This window comes from Nonomuraea gerenzanensis, assembly GCF_020215645.1.
GTDB classification, from domain to species: domain Bacteria; phylum Actinomycetota; class Actinomycetes; order Streptosporangiales; family Streptosporangiaceae; genus Nonomuraea; species Nonomuraea gerenzanensis.
Window position 1 is genome coordinate 2958484 of record NZ_CP084058.1, and the last position, 22217, is coordinate 2980700.

Consider the following 22217-nt stretch of genomic DNA (forward strand, 5'->3'; position numbering starts at 1 on the left):
GGTGTGCCCCGCGAGCCGTGACGGGCGGCGTGCCCCGCGAGCCTCCGCCCACGCCCGCCCTCCCGGCAGCCGCGCCCCTCAGCCGAGCCAGCCGGGTACCACCAGCACAGCCCACGCCGCCAGCGGCCCCACCAGGACGATCACGCCGCCGTAGGTGAGCAGCTTGCGGTAGAACTCGTCCCGCTCCATGCCCTTGACGTTCGCCACGAGCAGCGCCCCCGTCGTCGAGAACGGGCTGACGTCCACGATCGCCGACGACACCGACAGCGCCGCGATCATCGCGACCGGCCCCAGCGTGCCCTGCGCGAGCAGCGGCACGGCCAGCGGCACCAGCGCGCCCAGGATGCCCACGGTCGAGGCGAAGGCGGACACGACGCCGCCGACGTAGCAGATGAGCAGCGCCACCAGCAGCGGGATACCGATGGCGGCCACCGCCGAGCCGACGTAGTCCACGGTGCCGATCTCCTGCAGGACGCCCACGTACGTGACGACGCCGCAGATCAGCAGCACCGTCGGCCAGGCGACCTTCTCCACCGCGCCCTTGTTGGACTTGGGAGAGGTCAGCATGAGGACGACGGCCACGGTGACGGCGGTCAGCCCGACGTCCAGCTTGAACGCCAGGACGGCCAGGCAGAGCCCGAGGATGCCGGTCAGCGTCAGCGCCTGGTGCGTGGTGAGCCGCAGGCTGCCGCCGGTCGCGGTCGCGGTCGCGGTCGCGGCGCCGGGAGCGGCCTCCGCTGTGACGACGCCACCGCCCGTGCCACCACCTGAGGTCCCGGACGCGGTGCCCCCGGTGGCGGGGTGGGCGTCGCGGCCGACGAGGTGACGGCCGCCGAAGACGAGGAAGACGCCCACGGCCGCGGCGGCGTTGAAGGCGAAGCTCGACAGGAACAGCACCAGGTTGTCCGAGGGCAGCCCGGCCTCGCTGGTGACACCGTTCACGATCCCGCCCAGCACGCTGATCGGCGAGAACGCGCCCGCCTGCGTCCCGTGCGCCACCATGAGCCCGATCAGCATCGGATGGATCCGGTAGTCGGCCGCGAACCCGAAGGCGATCGGCGCCAGGATCGCCGCCACGGCCGGCGCGGGCGCGCCCACGGCGGTCAGCAGGGCCGAGATGACGAACACGACCAGCGGGATGGCGACCAGCCGCCCCCGCACGAGGTGCACGGCAGCCCGGACCAGCCAGTCCACGGTCCCGTTGTTGGTGGCGATGGCGAACAGGAGCGTCACCCCGACCAGGATCACGAACAGGCTGCCGGGGAAGGCGTCCAGGATGGTGTCGGTCTCCATGCCGGCGGCCAGCGTGCCGACGAGGAAGGCGCCGACGAGGGCCAGCGCGCCCAGGTTGACGGGGAAGATCGTGGCCACCACGAACATGGCGATGAGGGCGAGAATGGACAGGAGCTCTGCGGACACTGCGTACTCCGATCTCCCCCGAGGCGTTATGGCAGGCCGGCCGCCCAGTGGATGAGCTCGACCGGATGGCGGGCAGCGCGTCCCGCCCCGTGTGCGATCTGCTGGCGGCACGAGACCCCCGTGGCCGCCAGCAGGGTGTCGGGTGAGGAGGCGGCGATCGCCGGGAAGAGCCGGAGAGCGCCGATCTTCATGGACAGGCCGTAGTGCTCGGCCTCGAAGCCGAAGGATCCGGCCATGCCGCAGCAGCCGGCGTCGAGCTCCGTCACCTCCGCTCCCGGGATCCTGGACAGCAGCGCGCGCGTGGCGGCGGTGCCGGTGACGGCCTTCTCGTGGCAGTGGCCGTGCAGCAGGATCCGGCGCCCGCGCAGCGCGTCGCCCAGGGCCAGCGAGCCGTCGTCGACGGCCTCGGTGAGCAGCTCGGGGACGAGCCGGGCGCGTGCCGCCACCGCCGCCACGCGCGGGTCGCCGGGCAGCAGCGCGGCGTACTCGTCCTTGAGCGTCAGCAGGCAGGACGGCTCCAGCCCGACGATCGGCGCGTCGGAGCCGGACAGCCGGGTGACCAGGTCGCCGGCCATCGCCCTGGCCCGGTCGAGCAGGCCCTTGGAGATGCTGGAGCGGCCGCAGCAGCCTTCGGCGGCCAGGCGTACCCGGTAGCCGGCGTGCTCCAGCAGCTCGACGGCGGCCCGCCCGATCGCGGGCTCGGTGTAGGTGGTGAACGAGTCGGCCAGCAGGATCACCTCCCGCCCGGCCTGCTTGACGGGCCTGCGGGCGAACCAGCGCAGCAGGTTCTCGCGCCGGAAGCGGGGCAGCGGGCGGCTCCTGCTCAGGCCGAGCGGGCCGCGGACGGCGCCGGCCAGCCAGTTCGACAGCGGGGCGGTGGCGGAGCCGAGCCGGTTGAGCGTCCTGATCGCGCCGAACGCCCGCGCCCGCAGCGGCACGCCGTGCGTCTGCTGGTACTGGTGGAGGAACTCGCTCTTCATGGCCGCCAGGTCCACCCCGAGCGGGCACTCCGACTGGCACGCCTTGCACTCCAGGCAGAGGTCCAGGATCCCGTGCAGCCGCTCGTCGCCCAGCGCCTGCCGGGGATCCGGCGACGACAGCGCCTTGACCAGGGCGTTGGCCCGGCCGCGGGTGGAGTGCTCCTCCTCGCGGGTGGCCATGTACGACGGGCACATGACGCCGGTGTCGTCCTTGCGGCACACGCCGACGTTCATGCACCGGTCCGCGGCCCCGTGCAGGCCGCCCGCCCCGAACGAAAGCGTGGTGGCGAGCGGGCGCGGCGCCGGCATGGCCGGGTCGCGCAGGTGGTCGGTCATCGGCGGGGCGTCCACGATCTTGCCGGGGTTCAGCCGGCCGTGCGGGTCGAACAGGTGCTTGACCTGCCGCATCGCCTCGTAGACCGGCTCGCCGAACAGGCGCCGGTTGAACTCGGAGCGGGCCAGGCCGTCGCCGTGCTCGCTGGAGTTCACGCCGCCGTGCCGGGCGGCCAGCTCGGCGATCTCCTCGGCGACCGCCCGCATCGTGCCGATCTCGCCCGGCCGGCGCAGGTCCACGAACGGGCGTACGTGCAGGCAGCCGACCGAGCAGTGGCCGTAGAAGCCGGCCCGCAGGCCGTGGCGGTCGAGGATGCGGGCGAACTCCTCGACGTAGGGCAGCAGCCGGTCCGGCGGCACGGCCGTGTCCTCGACGAACGCCAGCGGCCTGCGGCTGCCCACGCTGGAGGCCATCAGCAGGCCCAGCCCGGCCTTGCGCACCTTCAGCACGGCGGTCTGCTGCTGCGCGGTGACCGCGCGCAGCGTGTGGTAGCCGTGGCCGTTGGACTTCCAGATCGCGGCCAGCTTGTCCACCCGGTCGGCCACCTCGGCCGGGCTGTCGCCGAAGAACTCGACGAACAGCAGCGCCTCGGGGTCGCCCTCCAGGATGCCGCCCAGCCCGGCGTAGTCCACGCGTTGCCTGGACAGCTCGAGGATGGCCTTGTCGAGCAGCTCGACCGAGGCGGCGTCGAAGGCGAGAGCGTCGGCGGTGGCGGCGATGGCGGCCGGGGTGGAGGTGAAGTGGCCGACCGCGATGGCCTTGGCCTTCGGCAGGTCCACCAGCCCGACCGTGGCCTCGGTGACCACGGCCAGCGTGCCCTCCGACCCGACGACGAGCTTGGTGAGGTCACCGTGCACGGCCTGGTCGAGGCGGTAGCCGCCGGAGTGGCGCCAGAAGCGCGGGAAGCCCGACAGGTCGAGGCCGTCCAGGATGCCGGCGACGGCGGTGCGCAGCCGGGCGTCGGTGGCCAGGTCGGGGGTGGTGGCGTCGGCCAGCACCACGCGCAGCGCCTGGACGTGGTCGATGGTGGAGCCGTACAGGACGGAGTGGCTGCCGGCCGAGTTGTTGCCGATCATCCCGCCGATCGTGGCCCGGTTGCTGGTGGAGGTGTCGGGCCCGAACATCAGCCCGTGCTTGCGGGCCGCCCGGTTGAGCTGGTCCTGCACGACGCCGGGCTGCACCCGGGCGGTCCTGCCGTCGATCTCCAGGATGCGGTTCATGTGCCGGGAGAAGTCCACGATCACGGCCGCGCCCACCGTCTGGCCGGCCAGGCTGGTGCCCGCGCCGCGCGGCAGCACCGGCACGCCCAGCTCGCCGCAGGCCAGCACCAGGGCCTGCACGTCCTCGGCGTGCCGGGGGAAGGCGACGGCGAGCGGCTCGATGGCGTACATGCTGGCGTCGGAGGAGTACAGGTGCCTGGTGTACGGGTCGTCCCGGACGTCGCCGGCGATCAGCTGGGTCAGCGTACGGGCCAGGCTCACCGGGCGCCCTCCAGGTAGGCCAGAGCCGCCCGCGCGCCGCCCTCCTTGATCGGCACCCCGGCCGCCGACAGCCCCATCTCGACCCCGCTGAGCGTGCCTGCGAGCATCAGGTCGTTGAAGTGGCCGAGATGGCCGATGCGGAAGACCCTGCCCGCCAGCCGCCCGAGCCCGGTGCCGAGTGACATGTCGTAGCGCTCCAGGATCAGCCGTCTGACCGCGTCGGCGTCGTGCCCGTCGGGCATCAGCACGGCGGTCAGCGAGCTGGAGTGCTCGCGCTCGTCGGCGCAGAGCACCTCCAGCCCCCAGCCGCGCACGGCCCGCCTGGTCGCCTCGGCGTGCCGGTCGTGCCGGGTGAAGACCGCGTCCAGGCCCTCCTCCTCCAGCATGACGAGCGCCTCGCGCAGGCCGTACAGGAGGTTGGTGGGCGGCGTGTAGGGGAAGAAGCCCTGACGGTTGGCCGCGATGATCGGCTCCCAGTCCCAGTACGACCGGGGCAGCCGCCCCCGGTGGGCCAGGGCCTTCTCGCTGACCGCGTTGAACCCCATGCCGGGCGGCAGCATCAGCCCCTTCTGCGAGCACCCGACGGTCACGTCCACGCCCCACTCGTCGTGGCGGTAGTCCATGGAGCCCAGCGACGAGATCGTGTCCACCAGCAGCAGCGCCGGATGGCCCGCCCGGTCGAGGGCCGCGCGGATCTCGGGGACGCGGCTGCGCACGCCGGTCGAGGTCTCGTTGTGCACCACCATGACGGCGGCCACGTCCGGAGTGAGGCGGCCGGCCAGCGCGCCGGCGTCGGCGCCGTGCCGCCAGTCGCCCGGCACCACGTCCACGACCAACCCCAGCCGGGCGGCCAGCTCGCACCACAGCGAGGAGAAGTGCCCGGTCTCGAACGCCACCACCTTGTCGCCCGGCGACAGCGTGTTGACCAGCGCCGCCTCCCACGCGCCCGTCCCGGACGAGGGGTAGAGGACGACGGGCCCGGCGGTCTTGAACACGGTCTTCAGCCGTTCGAGCAGCTCGCCGGCGAGCCGGGCGAACGCGGGCCCCCGGTGGTCGATCGTGGGCTGGGCGATGGCCCGCAACACCCGATCGGGAACGTTGGTCGGCCCTGGAATCTGCAAGAAGTGCCGGCCCACTGTCTGACCACCTCCGTGCCATCACACGGCACGGCGTGCCGCTGTGCGGTTCATTAACATTAAAATCGGGCCGCAGAGGAGTCAATGCATGCAGAACGTGATCAACACCCTCCGGGTGCTCGAAGAGGTCGCCGACCGGCAGCCGATCGGCGTCGGCGAGCTGGCGCGCGGCCTCGGCCTGCCCAAGAGCACCGTGCAGCGCTCGCTGAAGACGCTGCACGAGGCCGGGTGGATCAGGCCGGCCGGGGGCGAGGTCACGCGCTGGCAGGTGACCAGCAAGGTCCTTCGAGTGGCCCGCCGCACCGAGCTGGGGCTGCGTGACGCGGCCGTGCCGGTCATGGAGGAGCTGCGCCAGCGCACCGGCGAGACCATCCACCTGATGGTGCCCGAGGGTGACGCGGTCGTGCTGATCGAGCGGCTGGAGACCGACAAGCCGCTGCGCATCGTGCTGCCGCTGGGCATCCGGCTGCCGCTGCACGCCTCCGCCAACGGCAAGGCCGTGCTGGCCCACCTCGGCCGCTCGCCGGACGAGCTGCCCGGCTACACCGGCACCACGATCACCGACCCGGGCACGCTCCGCGCCGAGTTGGACGCCGTGCTCGCCCGCGGGTACGCCGACAACCGCGGCGAGTGGCGCGCCGACATCGCGGCCGTGGCCGCGGCCGTCCTCGGCCCTGCCGGGCCGGTCGCCAGCCTCAGCGTCTCCACCCCGGCCAGCCGCATGACGGAGGAGCTGCGCGCGGAGTACGGCAAGCTCGTCACCCAGGCGGCCGCCACGCTCGCCGAGCTGCTCAGCTGAGCCTGCCGCGGTGCGGCGGGGGAGCCCGCCGGCACGCCGCTGGTGCACCCGTTCTCCTGGACCGGCAGGAAGGTGACGGAGGCCGCGGGCCGGTCACCGGCCAAGGGCCGGCGGCACCTCAACCCGTCGTCGTAGCGGTGGGGCCGGGCGAGGCGGTGCCCTGGCCCGTCGTGCCGGGCGACGGCGGCGCGGTGGCCGGCGGCGCCGACGACGGCGGGCCGGCCGGCGCGGTCGGCAGGTTGGCGAAGTGCCCCGTCCGCGCCTTCACCGGCACCATCAGGCGCACGGGCTCGGCGTCGCGGAAGGTGAACGTCATCGGCACCACGTTGCCCCGCACCCCGCTGGCGGTGCCGATGGGCTTGTTGCCGGTGCCCACCGCGTAGTCGGGCGGCAGGGTGAGCGGCTGCCCCGTGAGCTGCACGGTGCCGCCGCCCTCCATGGTGACGCGTTCGAGCTGGTCGGGCCGCTGGGCGTCGTTGACGATCACCCCGTAGAGCGCCTGCTGCGGTGGGTGCGAGGCGGAGTCGGCGCCGCCCAGGAGGAAGATGTTGCGCAGGCTCAGGGTGCCGCCCACGTTGGCGTTGGCCCCGTCGTTCTGCGGAACCCTGTTGGCCTCGTCGAATCCGGCGTTCATGCAGCCGCTGGCCGTCAGGGCCACGGCCACCACGACAGCGGCGATGGGACGCATCACGATTGCCCTCCTCCCGGACCGGTAGTCGGTCCACTACCCCCCTGGGCACCGCCCCGAACCAGCGCTTTCGCGGCCTGGTGACCATCGATGATGCATCATGTACCGTCACCGTTAACGCGTGACCTACCCCAGGAGCGGTAGATGGTTGAGCAAGGACTCGACGCGACAGGTCAGCAGAAACGACGGCAACTGGTCCGCGCGGTGGTCGCCTCCGCCGTGGGCACCTCGATCGAGTGGTACGACTTCTTCCTCTACGGCTTCGCCGCCAGCACCATCTTCGCGGAGCTGTTCTTCCCCACCAGCGACCAGACGACCGGGCTCCTCCTGGCCCTCGGCACCTACTTCGGCGGCTTCGCCGCCCGCCCCATCGGTGCGGCGATCTTCGGCCACTACGGTGACCGCATCGGCCGCAAGGCCACCCTCATCATCACCCTCATGACCATGGGCATCGCCACCGCCCTCGTCGGCCTGGTGCCCACCTACGAGCAGATCGGCATCTGGGGCGGCATCCTGCTCACGCTGCTGCGCCTGCTGCAGGGCATCAGCGTCGGCGGCGAGTGGGGCGGCTCCGTGCTGCTGGCCACCGAGTGGGGCAAGTCGAAGGGCGGGCGGCGCGGCTTCCTGGGCAGCTGGCCGCAGTTCGGCGTGCCCGTCGGGCTCGTGCTCGGCTACCTGGCCCTGCAGGTGTTCGAGCCGCTGGACCCGTACTGGGGCTGGCGCATCCCGTTCCTGCTCAGCGTCGTGATGGCGGCCATCGGCCTGTACATCAGGCTCGGCATCCTGGAGACGCCGGTCTTCGCCAAGGTCGTCGCGGAGAACAAGGTCGAGCGGGTGCCCGTGCGGCAGGTGCTCAAGATGAACTGGCGGGAGATCGTGCTCAGCGCGCTGCTGCGCACCGGCCAGCAGGCGCCGTTCTACATCTTCACCGTCTTCATCCTCACCTACGCCACCAAGACGCTGGGCTTCGCCTCCAGCGACGTCTACACGTACGTGATCGTGGCCGGCATCGTGTCGCTGTTCACCGTGCCGTTCTGGGGGTTCATCTCCGACCTCGTGGGGCGCAGGCGGCTCTACATGATCGGCGCCGCGATCATGGTGGTCTGGTCGTTCGTCTACTGGCCGCTGCTCGACACCCGCGTGCCCGCGCTGGTCTTCCTGGCGATCGTGCTGGCCGCGCCCATCCACGACATCCAGTACGGCCCGCAGGCCACGTTCATCGCCGAGAGCTTCACCGGGCGGCTGCGCTACAGCGGCGCCTCGCTCGGCTACCAGCTCGCCTCGGTCACGGCGGGCGGGCCCGCGCCGCTGATCGCGGTCTGGCTGTACGCGACGTACGGCAGCTCGACGTCCATCGCGATCTACATGGCGATCTGCGGCGTGATCAGCGTCGTGGCGGCGTACCTGCTGAAGGACCGCTCGCAGCAGGACTACGCGGTCGAGTACGACGAACCGCAGGCCAGGACGCCCGGTTAGGCGAGCCGTTCGAGGGCGGCCATGGTCGCGTCGAGGTGGCGCAGCACGATCTCCACCGCCTCCTCGGCGCGCCGCAGCCTGAACGCCGTCACCAGCTCGCGATGGTCGCGGTCGGCCTCGTCCCTGCGTGCACGCTCCTGCCCGCGCAGTGACAGGCCCACGTAGACCGCGGCGCCGTCGCGCAGGCCCTTGAGGATCGCGCACAGCCGGGGCGAGCCGGCCGCGTCGCTGAAGACCGCGTGGAACCGCCGGTTCAGCTCGACCCACTCGCCCCGGCCGCGCTCGGCCTCCATCGCCTCCCGCAGCCGGTCGGCCCGGTCGATCTCCTCGTCGGTGATGCGCTCCACGGCCTTGCGGATCGAGACGGGCTCCAGCATGCGGCGCAGCTCGTAGATCTCCCTGACCTCGGACAGGTCCAGCTCGCGCAACATCGCGCCCTTGTGCGCGTCGATCCTGATCAGGCCCTCGCCGGCCAGATCGCGCAGGGCCTCGCGGACCGGCGTGATGCTCACCTTGAGCTGGGCCGCGATGTCGGCCTGGACGAGCCGGTAGCCCAGGGGCAGGTCACCGCCGAGGATCGCGCGCCGCAGCGTCTCGTAGACGAAGGCGTGCGCGGTGCGCGCGGGCGGGCCGGGCTTGAGCACGACGGACGACACGCAAGCCACTATAAGCGGCGCCCCGCCGCCGCCCCGGGGGAGGTCAGGCGTCCTCGGCCACCACCGGATCGCTCAGCCGCGTACGGCGCCGGCGGCGACAGGCGGTAGGCGTCGATCCGGCCCTTCTCCAGCGCGGCCGGCAGCGCCGGACCGCCGCCGAGCGGCACCGGCTCCACGTCACGCTCCGGGCCGGGGCCGACCGCGCCCGGGTAGTAGCGCATGGAGGTGTCGCTGGGGGAGCCCGGCGACCGTCTACCGGCGAGATCAAGCCGCCTATCTGGCGAGCAGCTCCCGCAGCGCCTTGACCACCTCCGCCGGCGCCTCCTCGGCCATGAAGTGCCCGCACGACACCGTCCGGTGCTCCAGGTCGTCGGCCCAGGCCCGCCACCGCCCGGCCGCGTCGAACCCGAGCGCCGAACCCCAGTCCTGCTGCAGCACCGTCACGGGCATGGCGAGCCTCCTGCCCGCCCGCTGGTCGGCCTCGTCGTGCTCGACGTCGATCGTGGCCGTCGCCCGGTAGTCCGCCACGATCGACGGGACGGCCTCGCGGGACGCCTTCAGGTAGGCGGCACGCACGTCGGCGGGGATCGCGTTCGGGTCGTTGGCCCAGAGGTCCAGGAAGTAGCCGAAGAACGCGTCCGCCGCCCCGCCGATCATCGCCTCGGGCAGCCCGGGCGGCTGCGCCATCAGGTACAGGTGGAACCCCACGGCGGCGGAGCGGCCCCGCATCACCTCCCAGGAGTCGAGCGTGGGCAGCACGTCCAGCGCGGCCAGGTGGGTGATGGCGTCCGGGTGGTCCAGCCCCGCCCTGATCGCCACCAGCGCGCCCCGGTCGTGGCCCGCCAGCGCGAACCGGTCGTGGCCCAGGGCCCTGGCGAGGGCGACGATGTCGGCGGCCATCGTGCGCTTGGAGTAGGCCTGGCCGTCCGGGTCGGCCGGCTTGTCACTGTCGCCGTAACCGCGCAGGTCGGGGCAGATGACGGTGTGGTCGGCGGCCAGGTCGGCGGCGACGTGCCGCCACATGAGGTGGGTCTGGGGGAAGCCGTGCAGCAGCACGACGGGGGTGCCCGAGCCGCCGATGGCCACGTTGAGCGCCACGCCGTCGGCGACGGTGATGCGGCGGTGGGTGAAGCCGGTGATCTGAGGTGTCATGTGCTGGCGCTCCTGTGCGTCGCTCCGGTGTTGATCGGTGCTCCCCAATCTGCCGCCCGCCGATCAGCACCGGATCAGCAGCGACTCAGCCCTGATCCCAGCCCCCACCAGCCACGACGTCCACCGCTCACGGGCGGATAGATTGGGCGGCAGATGGTGACTTTCGGGGTGCTGGGGCCGCTGACGGCCGGGAACGAGCGCGGCCCGGCGCGGCTCAAGGGGCCGCGCCACCGCGCCGTCCTGGCACGCCTGCTGGTCGCCAGAGGCCGGGTCGTGCCGGTGTCGTGGCTGATCGACGACCTGTGGGAGTCACCGCCGGAAGGCGCGCTCGGCGCGGTGCAGACCTTCGTCGGAGAGCTGAGAAAGGCACTCGAACCCGACCGCCCGCCCCGCACCCCGTCCCGCCTCCTCGTCACCGCCCCGCCCGGCTACGCCCTGCGTGCCGAGCCGGAAGCGGTGGACGCCTGGCGCTTCGAGTCCATGCTCACGCGAGCCTCCCGCCTGCTGGCCGGAGCCGGAGCCGGAGCCGGAGCCGGAGCCGGAGCCGGAGCCGGAGCCGACGCCGACGCCGACGCCGCCCAAGCCCACGCCCTGCTCGGCACCGCCCTCGGGCTGTGGCGCGGCCCCGCCTACGCCGAGTTCGCCGACCTGGACTGGGCGCGGGGTGAGGCCGCCCGTCTGGACGAGCTGCGCCTGCTCGCCGTCGAACGCCGCGCCGAGGCGGCCCTGGCCTGCGGTCGCGCGGCCGAGTCGGTGGCCGATCTAGAAGCGCACGTCGCCGGCCACCCGCTGCGGGAGGACGGCTGGCGGCTGCTGGCACTCGCGCTGTACCGGGCGGGACGGCAGGGGGACGCGCTGGCACAGCTGCGGCGGGCCAGGGCGGTGCTGCGGGACGAGCTGGGCGTGGACCCGGGTGACGGGCTGCGGCGCCTCGAAGCCGACATCCTCTCCCAGGCCCCGCACCTCACCCCACCCCCTGCGCCGCTCACCGGTCGGCCGGACGAGGAGGCGACGCCCGCCGCGAGCGGTGCGGAGGGCGGCGGGTACCCGTTCGTCGGCCGGGTCGCCGAGCTGGCCGTGCTGGAGGGCGTGGCGGCGGACGTCACGGCGGCGGGCCGGGCACGGCTGGTGCTGGTCTCCGGCGCGGCGGGCGGGGGCAAGACCGCCCTGGCCGCGACGCTGGCCCGGCGCCTGGAAGCGGACGGCTGGACCACGGCCTGGGGCGCCAGCCCGGAGCTGCAAGGCGCCCCGTCAGCCTGGCCCTGGACCCAGATGCGCGAGCAACTAGGGCCCGCCGCCCCCACGCCCACGGCCGAGCACATGGAAGGGGACACCCCGCTCGCCGCCCGCTTCAAGCGCCACCGCGCCATCGCCGCCCACCTGGCCGCCGTCGCCGAGCGCGCCCCCCTCCTGCTGGTCTTCGACGACCTCCACTGGGCGGACGAGGACACCCTGGCCCTGCTCACCACGCTGGCCACCGACCTGGGCCCGGCACCCGTGCTGATCCTCGCCACGTACCGCTCGACCGAGATCTCCACCGGCCTGGCCGACGCGCTGGGCAGGGCCGCACGCGCCGAACCGGCCCGCGTCTACCTGGGCGGCCTCACCCAGCCGCAGGTGCGCGAGCTGGTCCAGGCTCTCACCGGCCGCCCGGCGAGTGACGGCGACGCGCGGACCATTCACACGCGCAGCGGGGGCAACCCGTTCTTCGTCAGGGAGCTCACCCGCCTGTGGCAGAGCGAGGGCGACGCGGCCCTGCACGGCACCGTCCCGGCCGGGGTCCGCGAGGTCATCCGCCACCGCCTGGCGGGGCTCGCGGAGGCGGCGCGTACGCACCTCCACCAGGCCGCCGTCCTGGGCCAGGAGGTCGATCTCGACGTGCTGGTCCCGCTGGCCGGCGACGAGGAGTCGGTGCTGGAGTCGGTGGAGTCCGCGCTGCTCGCCGGGTTCCTGGTGGAGCAGGACGCCGACCGGCTGCGGTTCGCGCACGCGCTGGTGCACGAGACGCTCTACGGCGACGTCACGCGTGCCCGCCGCGCTCGCTGGCACGCCAGGGCCGCCGAGATCGTCGAACGGATCCGGCCCGGTGACGTGGAGACCATCGCCCATCACTGCGTCCGCGCGCAGGGCCGGGCGGGCGCCGACCGCACCGCCCGCTACACGCGCATGGCGGCCCAGCGGGCGGAGGCCAGGTCCGCGCCGCACGAGGCCGCGCGGTGGTGGCGTGCCGCGCTGACCGCGCTGGAGCAGCCGAGCAGGCCCGACACGCGGGCGCCCGGCCCGGCCGGCGACGGCGGCGGGGTGGCCGAGCGGCTGGAGGCCGTCATGGGGCTGGTCAGGGCGCTGGCGGTGAGCGGGGAGCTGCGCGAGTCGCGGCGGTACAGGGCCGAGGCGGTGGACGCGGCGGAGGCGCTCGGCGATCCGGTGGTGACGGCCGGGGTGATCGGGGCGTTCGACGTGCCCGCGAGCTGGACCGCCAACGACGACCCTGCCCTGTCCGCGCGGCTCGTCGCCGCCGCCGAGCGTACGCTGGCCGCCCTCCCTTCTGACGGGCACCAGGCCGAACGGGCGCGGCTGCTGATCACCATCGCCATGGAACGCCGTGCCGACCCCGGCCCGCGCGGCGCCCAGGCGGCCCGTGAGGCGGAGGACCTGGCCCGCCGCCTGGGCGATCGCACCCTGCTCGCCTACGCGCTCAACGGCCGGTACATGCAGATGTTCCAGCGGGCCGGGCTGGCGCCGGAGCGGGCCGCGATCGGGGAGGAGCTCGTCCGGCTGGCCGAGGGGCATGACGGGCTGGTGACGTTCGAGGTGCTCGGGCGGCTGATCCTGCTGCAGTCGGCGGCGGCCCGCGCCGAGCTGGACGCCGCCGATCGGCACGCCGCCGCGGCCGACCGGCTGGCGGAGCGGTACGACCTGCCGCTGGTCGGCGTGTTCACCGCCTGGTACGCGGCCCTGCGCCTCGCCGTCACCGCCGGGGCGGGCAAGCAGGCACGGTCGGCCTATCGCGCGGCTGCCGCCCGGCTCAGCGGCACCGGGATGCCCGGCGTCGAGGACGGCTTGCTGCCACTCGCCCTGCTGTGCCTGGAGGTGGGCGGGGACGACGGGCCGCCGCGGGCGAGCCTGTCAGAGGCCGAGGACTGGGGGCCGTACGAGAGCTGGGCCCGCCCCCTGCTGCTCCTGGCGCGGGGACGCCCCGAGGAGGCGGCGCAGGCGGCCCGCACGATCCCCGACTCCCCGCCCGACCTGCTGCTGGAGGTGAGAACCTGCCTGCACGCCCTGGTCGCCATCGAGCTGGCCGACCGGCAGACGATGGAACGCCTCTACGACCGGCTCCTGCCCGCCCAGGAAGAGCTGGCCGGCGCCGGCAGCGGGCTGGTCACCCTGGGCCCGGTCGCGCTGTACCTCGGCCGCCTGGCCGCGGCCCTCGGCAGGCACCGCGGCGCCGCCGCGCATCTCCGGCAGGCCGAGGCGCTCGCAGAGAAGGCGCGGGCACCGCACTGGGCCGAGGCCGCCCGCCGCCGGCCAGCCGGAGGCAGCGGCGCGACCGCATGACAGGGAAAGCGGCAAACAGCCCACACCAGCCACTTCCTCTCCAGACCTGTAATCTGCATGTCGGCACCTCCTCTGGCGACGCCTCCTTCGCGGGTCCGAAAGTTTCGGGAAAATTATCGCCCCGTTGAGCCCGTCCAGCCCTCCTGCCAAGGTCGGTCCGGTGCTCGGCAGGATCTGCAACTTAGCAGGTGGCCCCACTCTTGACACGATTCAACCGGCCCCTTATGTTGCCGCAATATTAAACAGATCTGCTTGAAAGTTTCGGCGTCATCCCCGCGTAACACCCCCCGCTCTCGCCGCGGACGGCGCCGTCATGGCCGAAGGGATGGCATGAGGGGCCAGGAACCAATCGACACGAGCTCGGCACCCGGCGAGAGCGAGTCATGGCGGGACGTCCGGCTGTCGCCCGCCGCGCGGGCCGACGCGCTCATCCCGCTCATGACCCTGGAGGAGAAGATCGCCCAGCTCGTCGGGGTGTGGGTCGGCGCCGACGCTTCAGGGGGCGGAGTCGCCCCGCACCAGACCGACATGGGCAGCGGCCCCGAGTGGGACGACGCCATCCGGCTGGGGCTGGGCCAGCTCACCCGCCCGTTCGGCACGGCGCCGGTCGACCCGGTGGCGGGGGCGCGCTCGCTGGCCGCCTCGCAGGCCGAGATCGTCCGGGCCAGCCGGTTCGGGATCCCGGCGCAGGTGCACGAGGAGTGCCTGACGGGCTTCGCGGCCTGGCGGGCGACCGTGTACCCGGCGCCGCTGAGCTGGGGCGCCTCCTTCGACCCCGAGCTGCTGGAGCAGGTGGCGGGTCAGATCGGCCGGTCCATGCGCCGCGCGGGCATCCACCAGGGCCTGGCCCCGGTGGTGGACGTGACCAGGGACTACCGCTGGGGCCGTACCGAGGAGACGATCGGCGAGGACCCGTACCTCGTCGGCACGCTCGGCGCCGCGTACGTGCGCGGCCTGGAGGGCGCCGGCCTGGTCGCCACGCTCAAGCACTTCGCCGGCTACTCCAACTCGCGCGGCGGCCGCAACCTGGCGCCGGTCGCGATGGGCCCACGGGAGCTGGCGGACGTGCTGCTGCCGCCGTTCGAGATGGCGCTGCGCCTGGGCGGCGCCCGGTCCGTGATGAACTCCTACGCCGAGATCGACGGCATGCCGGTGGCGGCCGACGAGAGCATCCTGACCGGCCTGCTGCGCGACGAGTGGGGCTTCGAGGGCACCGTGGTCGCCGACTACTTCTCGGTCCGGTTCCTGGAGCGGCTGCACAAGGTCGCCGGTGACGGCGGGCAGGCCGCCGGGCTGGCGCTCAGGGCCGGGATCGACGTCGAGCTGCCCACGGTGGACACGTTCGGCGCCCCGCTGGTGGACGCGGTCAAGGCCGGGACGGTGGACGAGGCGCTGATCGACCGCGCCCTGCGCCGCGTGCTCATCCAGAAGGCCGAGCAGGGCCTGCTCGACGAGGGCTGGCAGCCGCTGCCCGGCCCGGCCGAGGACGTCCGGCTCGACGACGAGGAGAGCCAGGAGCTGGCCCTGCGGCTGGCCCGCGAGGCCGTGGTGCTGGTGCGCAACGACGACGCCGTGCTGCCGCTGAGCCCCGCCGCGAAGGTGGCGCTCATCGGCCCCGTCGCCGACGACCCGATGGCGATGCTGGGCTGCTACGCCTTCCCCAACCACGTGGGCCCGCACCCCGAGCAGGGCCTCGGGCTCGACCTGCCGACGCTGCGCGAGTCGCTCGGCGCGCTGGTGCCCGGCCTCGCCCACGCCCGGGGCTGCGCGATCACCGGCGCCGACACCGGCGGGTTCGCCGAGGCGGTCGAGCTGGCGGCGCGCAGTGACGTGGTCGTGCTGGCCGTCGGCGACAGGGCCGGGCTGTTCGGGCGCGGCACCTCGGGCGAGGGCTGCGACGCCACCGACCTGCGGCTGCCCGGCGTGCAGGCCGACCTGGTCCAGGCCGTGCTGGCGACCGGCACCCCGGTGGTGCTGGTGCTGCTGGCAGGCCGCCCGTACGCGCTGGGAGAGGAGGTGGCCGCGGCCAAGGCCGTGCTGTTCGGCTTCTTCCCCGGCCAGCGCGGCGGCCAGGCGCTGGCCGAGGTGCTGACCGGCGCCGTGAACCCGACCGGCCGCCTGCCGGTCAGCGTGCCGCGCGACGCGGGCGGCCTGCCGGCGACCTATCTGGCCCCGCCGCTCGGCCGCCGCTCCGACGTGTCGTCGGTGGACCCGACGCCCGCCTACCCGTTCGGGCACGGCCTGAGCTACACCACCTACGAGTGGAGCCAGGCGAGCGCGAGCGCCACCGAATGGCCGGTGGACGGCGCGGTGACCGCCGGGGTCACGGTCCGCAACACCGGCACGCGCGCGGGCGCCGAGGTCGTGCAGCTCTACCTGCACGACCCGGTGGCGCAGACGACCAGGCCGGTGGTCCGCCTGATCGGCTACGCCCGCGTCCCGCTGGAGGCCGGCGAGTCCGCGCGGGTCACCTTCACCGTCCCGGCGGACGTCACCTCGTTCACCGGCGCGCACGGCCGCCGCGTCGTCGAGCCGGGCGACGTCGAGCTGCGCCTCGGCCGCTCGTGCGCGGACGCCGAGGCGATCCTGCCGCTGCGCCTGACCGGCCCCGAGCGCGAGGTCGGCCACCTGCGCGAGCTGCAGGCGCCGGCGCGCATCGACCGCGACCTCCCGGAGGGCCGAGGATGAGCACACCCCAGACCCTGAGCCCCGCCGAGACGCCGGCGCCCGAGGCCAAGCCGGCGGCCGGTCGCCGCCGGCGTCAGGGCGGCAGCTCGTGGGGGCGGGCGCTGCGCCGCGACTGGCAGCTCTACTCGCTGGCGGTCCTGCCGCTGCTGTTCTTCCTGGTCTTCCGGTACGCGCCGATGATCGGCAACGTCATCGCCTTCAGGAAGTTCGAGCCCGGCGGCAGCATCTTCGGTGAAGAGTGGGTGGGCCTGCGCTACGTGAAGCTGTTCCTGAACGACCCGACGTTCTGGAACGTGTTCACCAACACGCTGGTCCTCGGCGGGCTGACCCTGCTCTTCTGCTTCCCGCTGCCGATCGTGCTGGCCCTGCTGCTCAACGAGGTGCGCAAGCGCGCGCTCAAGAGGTTCCTGCAGTCGGTGACGTACCTGCCGCACTTCTTGTCGATCGTCATCGTGGCCGGTCTCGTCATGCAGATCACCTCGATCGACGGGCCGATCAACGCGTTCCTGGGCTACATCGGCAGCGAGAAGATCTCGTTCATGCAGGACCCGGACTGGTTCCGGACGATCTACGTCGGCTCGGAGGTCTGGCAGACCGTCGGCTGGGGCACGATCCTCTACCTGGCCGCGCTGACCACCATCGACGACCAGCTCTACGAGGCGGCCAGGATGGACGGCGCCGGCCGGTGGCGGCAGATCTGGCACGTGACGCTGCCGGGCATCCGGCCCACGGCGGTCACGCTGCTGATCCTCAACATCGGCACGTTCATGGCGGTGGGCTTCGAGAAGGTCTTCCTGCTGTACAACCCGCTGACGTATCCCACGGCCGACGTGATCTCGACGTACGTGTACCGGATGGGCCTGGAGGCCAGCAACTTCAGCTACGCCGCCGCGATCGGCCTGTTCGAGGCGCTGGTCGGCCTGGTGCTGATCCTGTCGGCCAATGTGATCTCCCGCCGCACAGTTGGGACGAGCCTGTGGTGACAACGCACGACATGACCCGGGGCTACCGCGTCTTCCAGTGGTTCAACGGCGTCGTCCTGACGCTGGTCGTGGTGGTGACGCTCTACCCGTTCGCCAACATCCTGGCCCGCTCCTTCAGCTCGCAGAGCGCCATCGCCGCGGGCGAGGTGAACCTCGTTCCCCAGGGGTTCAACCTGACGACGTACAAGATCGTCGCGTCGGACCCGATGTTCTGGACGAACTACCGCAACACGGTCTTCTATACGGTCGTCGCCACGCTCATCGCGATGGTGATGACCACGTGCTACGCGTACGTGCTGGCCAAGAAGCACCTCAAGGGCCGCAAGTTCCTCGTCGGTGTCGCGGTCTTCACCATGTTCTTCTCCGGCGGCCTGATCCCGAACTACGTGCTGATCACCAGCCTCGGCATGAAGAACTCGATCTGGGCCATCGTCCTGCCCAACGCCATCAGCGTGTTCAACCTCCTGGTCATGAAGGCGTTCTTCGAGAGCCTGCCGCAGGACCTGGAGGAGGCCGCCGCCATCGACGGCCTGAACACCTACGGCATCCTGTGGCGCATCGTGCTGCCGCTGTCGAAGGCGGTCATCGCCACGATGATCCTGTTCTACGCGGTCTCGTTCTGGAACTCCTGGTTCGCGGCGTTCCTGTACATGGACCGCTCCGACCTGTTCCCCGTGACGGTCTACTTGCGCAACCTCATCGCCGGCGCGACCGGCGCGGACTCCTACGGCGCGGCAGCCGCCGAGGTGACGCAGGTGGGGGCCAACATCCAGGCGGTGACGATCGTGCTCACCGTCCTGCCGATCCTGGTCATCTACCCGTTCGTCCAGCGCTTCTTCGTCTCCGGCGTCATGCTCGGCGCGGTCAAGGGCTGACCTCCCGACGCCTCACCACACCCCCAGAAAGGAACCCCCATGCGCGACATCTCGCGGCGTCAGGCGATCATCGGCCTCGGTGCCTTCGCCTCCCTCGCCCTCACCGCCTGCGGCAGCGACACCGAGACCCCGGCCAAGGCCACGGACGCGGCCAACAAGGCCGGCTCGATGGCGTCGTACGGCGTCGGCCAGCAGTTCAAGGCCACCGAGCCGCTGTCGTTCGACGTGCTCTACAACAACCACTCGTTCTACCCGAACAAGCCCGACTGGCTGTTCTGGTCGGAGCTGACCAAGCGGACCAACGTCACGTTCAAGCCGGTCGAGGTGCCGCTCAGCGACTACGAGAAGAAGCGCGGCCTGCTCATCGCCGCCGGCGACGCCCCGCTGATCATTCCGAAGACCTACCACCCGCAGGAGGAGGCGTTCGTCTCCTCCGGTGCGATCCTGCCGGTCAGCGACTACTTCAACCTGATGCCCAACTTCCAGGACAAGGTCGCCAAGTGGCAGCTCCAGCCGGAGCTGAACTCGATCATGCAGACGGACGGCAAGATCTACCTGCTGCCCGGCCTGCACGAGGCCGCCTGGGCCGACTACTCCTTCGCGGTGCGCACCGACATCCTGGAGAAGCTGAAGCTGGAAGTCCCCAAGACGCTGGACGACTTCTACAACATGCTCAAGGCGATGAAGGCGGAGTACCCCGACCTCTACCCGATGACCGACCGCTGGGGCGTGCCCACGCCCGGCGGTAACCTGATCAAGCTCATCGCGCAGGCGTACGGCACCAAGGGCGGCTGGGAGTACCAGCACGCGACGTTCGACGCCGCCCAGGGCAAGTTCGTCTACACCGGCGCCATGCCGCAGTACAAGCAGGCGATCGAGTACCTGAACAAGCTGGTGAAGGAGAAGCTGCTCGACCCCGAGAGCTTCACCCAGCAGGACGAGGCCGCCAAGCAGAAGTTCATCTCCGGCAAGTCCTTCGTGATCAGCACCAACGCGCAGTCGCTGATCAACGACTATCGGGCGGCGCTGACCGAGAACGTCAAGGACGCCAAGATCGTCAAGATTCCGGTGCCGACCGGCCCGGCGGGCGACGTCAAGGTCGCCACCCGCCTGGAGAACGGCATCATGATCTCCAAGAAGGCCCTGGAGAACAAGAACTTCGTGGCCATGATGCAGCTCATCGACTGGCTCTGGTACTCCGACGCGGGCCAGGAGTTCGCCAAGTGGGGCGTCGAGGGCACGACGTTCACCAAGGAGGGCGACAAGTACAAGCTGGCTGAGGACATCGACTTCGTCGGCCTCAACCCCGGCGCGCCGAAGCACCTGCAGAAGGACTTCGGCTTCGGCAACGGCGTGTTCGCCTACGGCGGCCCCACCAAGCTGCTCCAGTCCACGTTCTCGGAGGAGGAGATGGAGTTCCAGAACGTGATGAACGCCAGGAAGACCTGGCCCGTCGAGCCGGCCGCCCCGCTCAGCGAGGAGGAGCGCGAGCAGGTCTCGCTCTGGGAGACGCCGCTGAAGGACCACGTCACCCAGAACACGCTGAAGTTCATCCTCGGCGAGCGTGACCTCGCCGAGTGGGACGCCTACGTCAAGGAGCTGGAGTCCAAGAACTCCACCCAGTACGTCACCCTCGTGAACGGCGCCTACGAGCGGTTCAAGCAGGCACACGGCGGCTGATCCTCCCCAGGCCGGGCCGCCTCCTCCTGCCGGGGGCGGCCCGGCCGCGTACTTCCAAGGACTTCCCGATGCGCAACCTCGTTCCCGGCGAGCCCACCGGGCGGCTGTCCGACGCCTGGCGCTTCTGCGTCGGCACCGGACGCCTCGACCTCGCGCTGCGGCGCGATTACCAGGACTCCCTGGCGCTCGTCCAGCGGGAGATCGGCTTCCGGCACATCAGGGGCCACGGCCTGTTCAGCGACGGCATGGGCGTGCACCGGCCGTACGAGCACGGGGGCGAGCGGCGCGTGCTGCACTCGTTCACGTATCTGGACCAGGTCGTCGACGCCTACCTGGAGCTCGGCATCCACCCCTTCCTGGAGCTGGGCTTCATGCCGTCCGGGCTGGCCTCGGGCGAGCAGACCGTCTTCTGGTGGCGCGGCAACGTCACCCCGCCCAGCTCCTGGCAGGAATGGGCCGGCCTGGTCAGGGCCACCGTGACCCACCTGATCGACCGCTACGGCCTGGACCTGGTGCGCCGCTGGCCGATCGAGGTCTGGAACGAGCCCAACCTCAAGGACTTCTGGCAGGACGCCGACGAGGCCGCCTACCACCGCCTCTACGAGATCACCGCCCGCACGATCAAGGACGTGGACGCGTCGCTGCAGGTCGGCGGCCCGGCCATCTCGCCCGGCTCCGACGAGTGGATGCCGCGCTTCGCCGACTTCGTCACCTCACGCGACGTGCCGTGCGACTTCCTCAGCCGCCACGCCTACACCTCGGGCCCGGCCCAGCACGTGCCGTTCGGCGTGCACCAGACGATGGCGCCCGCCTCCGGCCTGCTGGAGCAGTTCGCCACCACGCGCCGCCAGCTCGCGGGCGGCCCGCTGGCCGAGCTGCCGGTGCACATCACCGAGTTCAACTCCTCCTACCGCCCCGACAACCCGATCCACGACACGGCATTCAACGCCGCCTACCTGGCGCCCGTCCTGGCCGAGGGCGGCGAGCTGGTGGACTCCTTCTCGTACTGGACGTTCAGCGACATGTTCGAGGAGGCCGGGATCCCGGCCTCGATCTTCCACGGCGGCTTCGGCCTGCTGACCCACCGGCAGATCAAGAAGCCCGCCTACCACCTGTACGCGTTCCTGGCCCGCATGGGGGACCAGCTCCTGACCAGGGGCGCGGACCACCTCGTGACCAGGGACTCCAGCGGCCGGGTGACCGTGCTGGCGTGGGCTCCGGTGGACGTCACCGGCGGCCCCGCCGTCACCGGGCACACCGTGCGCCTGTCGATCCCGTTCCCGGGCGAGTCGGTCTTCATGCTGCGCTCGTCGGTCAGCGAGGAGCTGGGCAACGCCTGGGCCGCCTGGTCCGAAATGGGGCGTCCCAGGTCACCACACCCCAGACAGCTCGATATCCTCCGAGAAGCGGCGGAACCGGTTCGCCGCCACCGCAGCCTGCCGGTCACCGGCGGGACGGCCGACCTCGACCTGACGCTCGACCGCCACGAGGTCACGCTCGTCGAGCTCACCCCGGTGGTGGACGAGACCCCGCCGTGGTGGGACGACAGCCGGATCCTCGGCCTGGAGGAGGGCATGTGACCAGCGACGTGACGGACACCGGGAAGTTCGGCACCGGGCCGCTCTCCCGGGTGTCCGCGCTGATCTACACCCTGCTCGTCGTCGAGCTGCTGGTGCTGCTCACCGTCGTGCCGGGCCTGGTGGCGCTGGTCCTGCTCGACCGCTCGGCCGGCAACGTGCCCCTGATGGCCGCCTGCCTGCTGCCCGTCGGCCCCGCGCTCTCCGCCGCCCTGTACGCGCTGCGCCACCGCCGGCGCGATCTGACCGAGCTGCGCCCGGCGCCGGCCTTCTGGCGCGGTTACCGGCTCAACTTCGGCGCGGCCATGAAGATCTGGGTGCCCTGGCTGGTGATCCTGGCCCTGGTCGGGACGAACCTGGGCAACTTCTCGGCCGCCGGGGTGCCGGGCTGGTGGGGGGCGCTGCTGGTCGTGCTGGCGGCGGGCAGCACGCTGTGGGTGGCCAACGCGCTGGTCATCACGTCGCTGTTCGCGTTCAGGGCGGTGGACGTGGCCAAGCTGGCGGCCTGGGCGCTGGGGCGCTTCCCCGCCGCCACGCTGGCCAACGCGTGCCTGCTCGTCGTGGCGGGCGGCGTCACGCTCGTCGCCACCGAGGCCGCCGTGGCGCTGCTCGCCTCGGTGCTCACCGCGACGGTGCTGTGGAACTCCCGCGCGATGATCGCCGAGGTCGAGCAGCGCTTCACCCGTCAGTAGCCGGGCTCGGCGGGCCCTGCCGCCGCCGGCAGCAGCCATGACGGCC

16 protein-coding genes are annotated in these 22217 nt (G+C 72.2%); 9 read left to right on the forward strand and 7 right to left on the reverse strand.

Features of this window, described 5'->3' with window-relative positions; all coding sequences use genetic code 11:
- Window positions 1-78 precede the first annotated feature (78 nt).
- From LCN96_RS14125 to LCN96_RS14135, 3 genes are read right to left on the reverse strand one after another with little or no spacing between them, the layout of a single operon-like run.
- Window positions 79-1419 (reverse strand): SLC13 family permease, encoded by a 1341-nt coding sequence (locus LCN96_RS14125; RefSeq protein ID WP_225273065.1) that lies wholly within the window; start codon window positions 1417-1419, stop codon window positions 79-81.
- Window positions 1420-1445: 26 nt separating this feature from the next.
- Window positions 1446-4214: an FAD-binding and (Fe-S)-binding domain-containing protein gene (locus LCN96_RS14130; protein WP_225273066.1), complete on the reverse strand. Its 2769-nt coding sequence runs from the start codon at window positions 4212-4214 to the stop codon at window positions 1446-1448.
- Window positions 4211-5335, reverse strand: coding sequence for a pyridoxal-phosphate-dependent aminotransferase family protein (locus tag LCN96_RS14135; protein WP_225273067.1), 1125 nt, complete (start codon window positions 5333-5335; stop codon window positions 4211-4213). The genes LCN96_RS14130 and LCN96_RS14135 overlap by 4 nt, the downstream gene beginning before the upstream one ends.
- 103 nt (window positions 5336-5438) lie before the next feature.
- Here LCN96_RS14135 and LCN96_RS14140 point away from each other — a divergent pair, with 103 nt between their 5' ends.
- Window positions 5439-6149, forward strand: a complete 711-nt coding sequence (locus LCN96_RS14140) for an IclR family transcriptional regulator (protein WP_225273068.1) — start codon at window positions 5439-5441, stop codon at window positions 6147-6149.
- Window positions 6150-6267: 118 nt separating this feature from the next.
- Here LCN96_RS14140 and LCN96_RS14145 read toward each other — a convergent pair whose 3' ends face one another.
- Window positions 6268-6840, reverse strand: coding sequence for a hypothetical protein (locus tag LCN96_RS14145; protein WP_225273069.1), 573 nt, complete (start codon window positions 6838-6840; stop codon window positions 6268-6270).
- Window positions 6841-6981: 141 nt separating this feature from the next.
- Here LCN96_RS14145 and LCN96_RS14150 point away from each other — a divergent pair, with 141 nt between their 5' ends.
- Window positions 6982-8313: an MFS transporter gene (locus LCN96_RS14150; RefSeq protein ID WP_225273070.1), complete on the forward strand. Its 1332-nt coding sequence runs from the start codon at window positions 6982-6984 to the stop codon at window positions 8311-8313.
- Here the strand turns inward: LCN96_RS14150 and LCN96_RS14155 are convergent.
- From LCN96_RS14155 to LCN96_RS14165, 3 genes are read right to left on the reverse strand one after another with little or no spacing between them, the layout of a single operon-like run.
- The gene (locus tag LCN96_RS14155) at window positions 8310-8969 is read right to left on the reverse strand and encodes a GntR family transcriptional regulator (RefSeq protein WP_225273071.1); all 660 of its coding nucleotides are present in this window, start codon (window positions 8967-8969) and stop codon (window positions 8310-8312) included. The genes LCN96_RS14150 and LCN96_RS14155 overlap by 4 nt on opposite strands.
- An 8-nt stretch (window positions 8970-8977) precedes the next feature.
- On the reverse strand, window positions 8978-9190 hold the full coding sequence (locus LCN96_RS14160) for a hypothetical protein (protein ID WP_225273072.1): 213 nt from the start codon (window positions 9188-9190) through the stop codon (window positions 8978-8980).
- 52 nt (window positions 9191-9242) lie between these two features.
- The gene (locus LCN96_RS14165; protein WP_225273073.1) at window positions 9243-10121 is read right to left on the reverse strand and encodes an alpha/beta fold hydrolase; all 879 of its coding nucleotides are present in this window, start codon (window positions 10119-10121) and stop codon (window positions 9243-9245) included.
- A 153-nt stretch (window positions 10122-10274) separates the two neighbouring features.
- On the opposite strand from LCN96_RS14165, the gene LCN96_RS14170 reads away from it, so the two are divergent.
- From LCN96_RS14170 to LCN96_RS14200, 7 genes are all read left to right on the forward strand, one after another.
- A complete protein-coding gene (locus LCN96_RS14170) occupies window positions 10275-13676 on the forward strand; it encodes an AfsR/SARP family transcriptional regulator (protein WP_225273074.1) in 3402 nt (1133 codons plus the stop codon).
- Window positions 13677-14006: 330 nt separating this feature from the next.
- A complete protein-coding gene (locus LCN96_RS14175) occupies window positions 14007-16364 on the forward strand; it encodes a beta-xylosidase/alpha-l-arabinosidase (RefSeq protein WP_225273075.1) in 2358 nt (785 codons plus the stop codon).
- Window positions 16361-17347, forward strand: coding sequence for an ABC transporter permease (locus LCN96_RS14180; RefSeq protein WP_225273076.1), 987 nt, complete (start codon window positions 16361-16363; stop codon window positions 17345-17347). The genes LCN96_RS14175 and LCN96_RS14180 overlap by 4 nt, the downstream gene beginning before the upstream one ends.
- Window positions 17344-18222 (forward strand): carbohydrate ABC transporter permease, encoded by an 879-nt coding sequence (locus tag LCN96_RS14185; protein WP_225273077.1) that lies wholly within the window; start codon window positions 17344-17346, stop codon window positions 18220-18222. The genes LCN96_RS14180 and LCN96_RS14185 overlap by 4 nt, the downstream gene beginning before the upstream one ends.
- A 39-nt stretch (window positions 18223-18261) precedes the next feature.
- Window positions 18262-19902, forward strand: a complete 1641-nt coding sequence (locus LCN96_RS14190) for an ABC transporter substrate-binding protein (RefSeq protein ID WP_225273078.1) — start codon at window positions 18262-18264, stop codon at window positions 19900-19902.
- A 68-nt stretch (window positions 19903-19970) separates the two neighbouring features.
- Window positions 19971-21482 carry a GH39 family glycosyl hydrolase gene (locus LCN96_RS14195; RefSeq protein ID WP_225273079.1) on the forward strand — a complete coding sequence of 504 codons (1512 nt, stop codon included), beginning with the start codon at window positions 19971-19973 and terminating at the stop codon, window positions 21480-21482.
- Window positions 21479-22171, forward strand: a complete 693-nt coding sequence (locus LCN96_RS14200; RefSeq protein WP_225273080.1) for a YesL family protein — start codon at window positions 21479-21481, stop codon at window positions 22169-22171. Before LCN96_RS14195 ends, LCN96_RS14200 begins: the two co-directional genes overlap by 4 nt.
- Window positions 22172-22217: the final 46 nt, after the last annotated feature.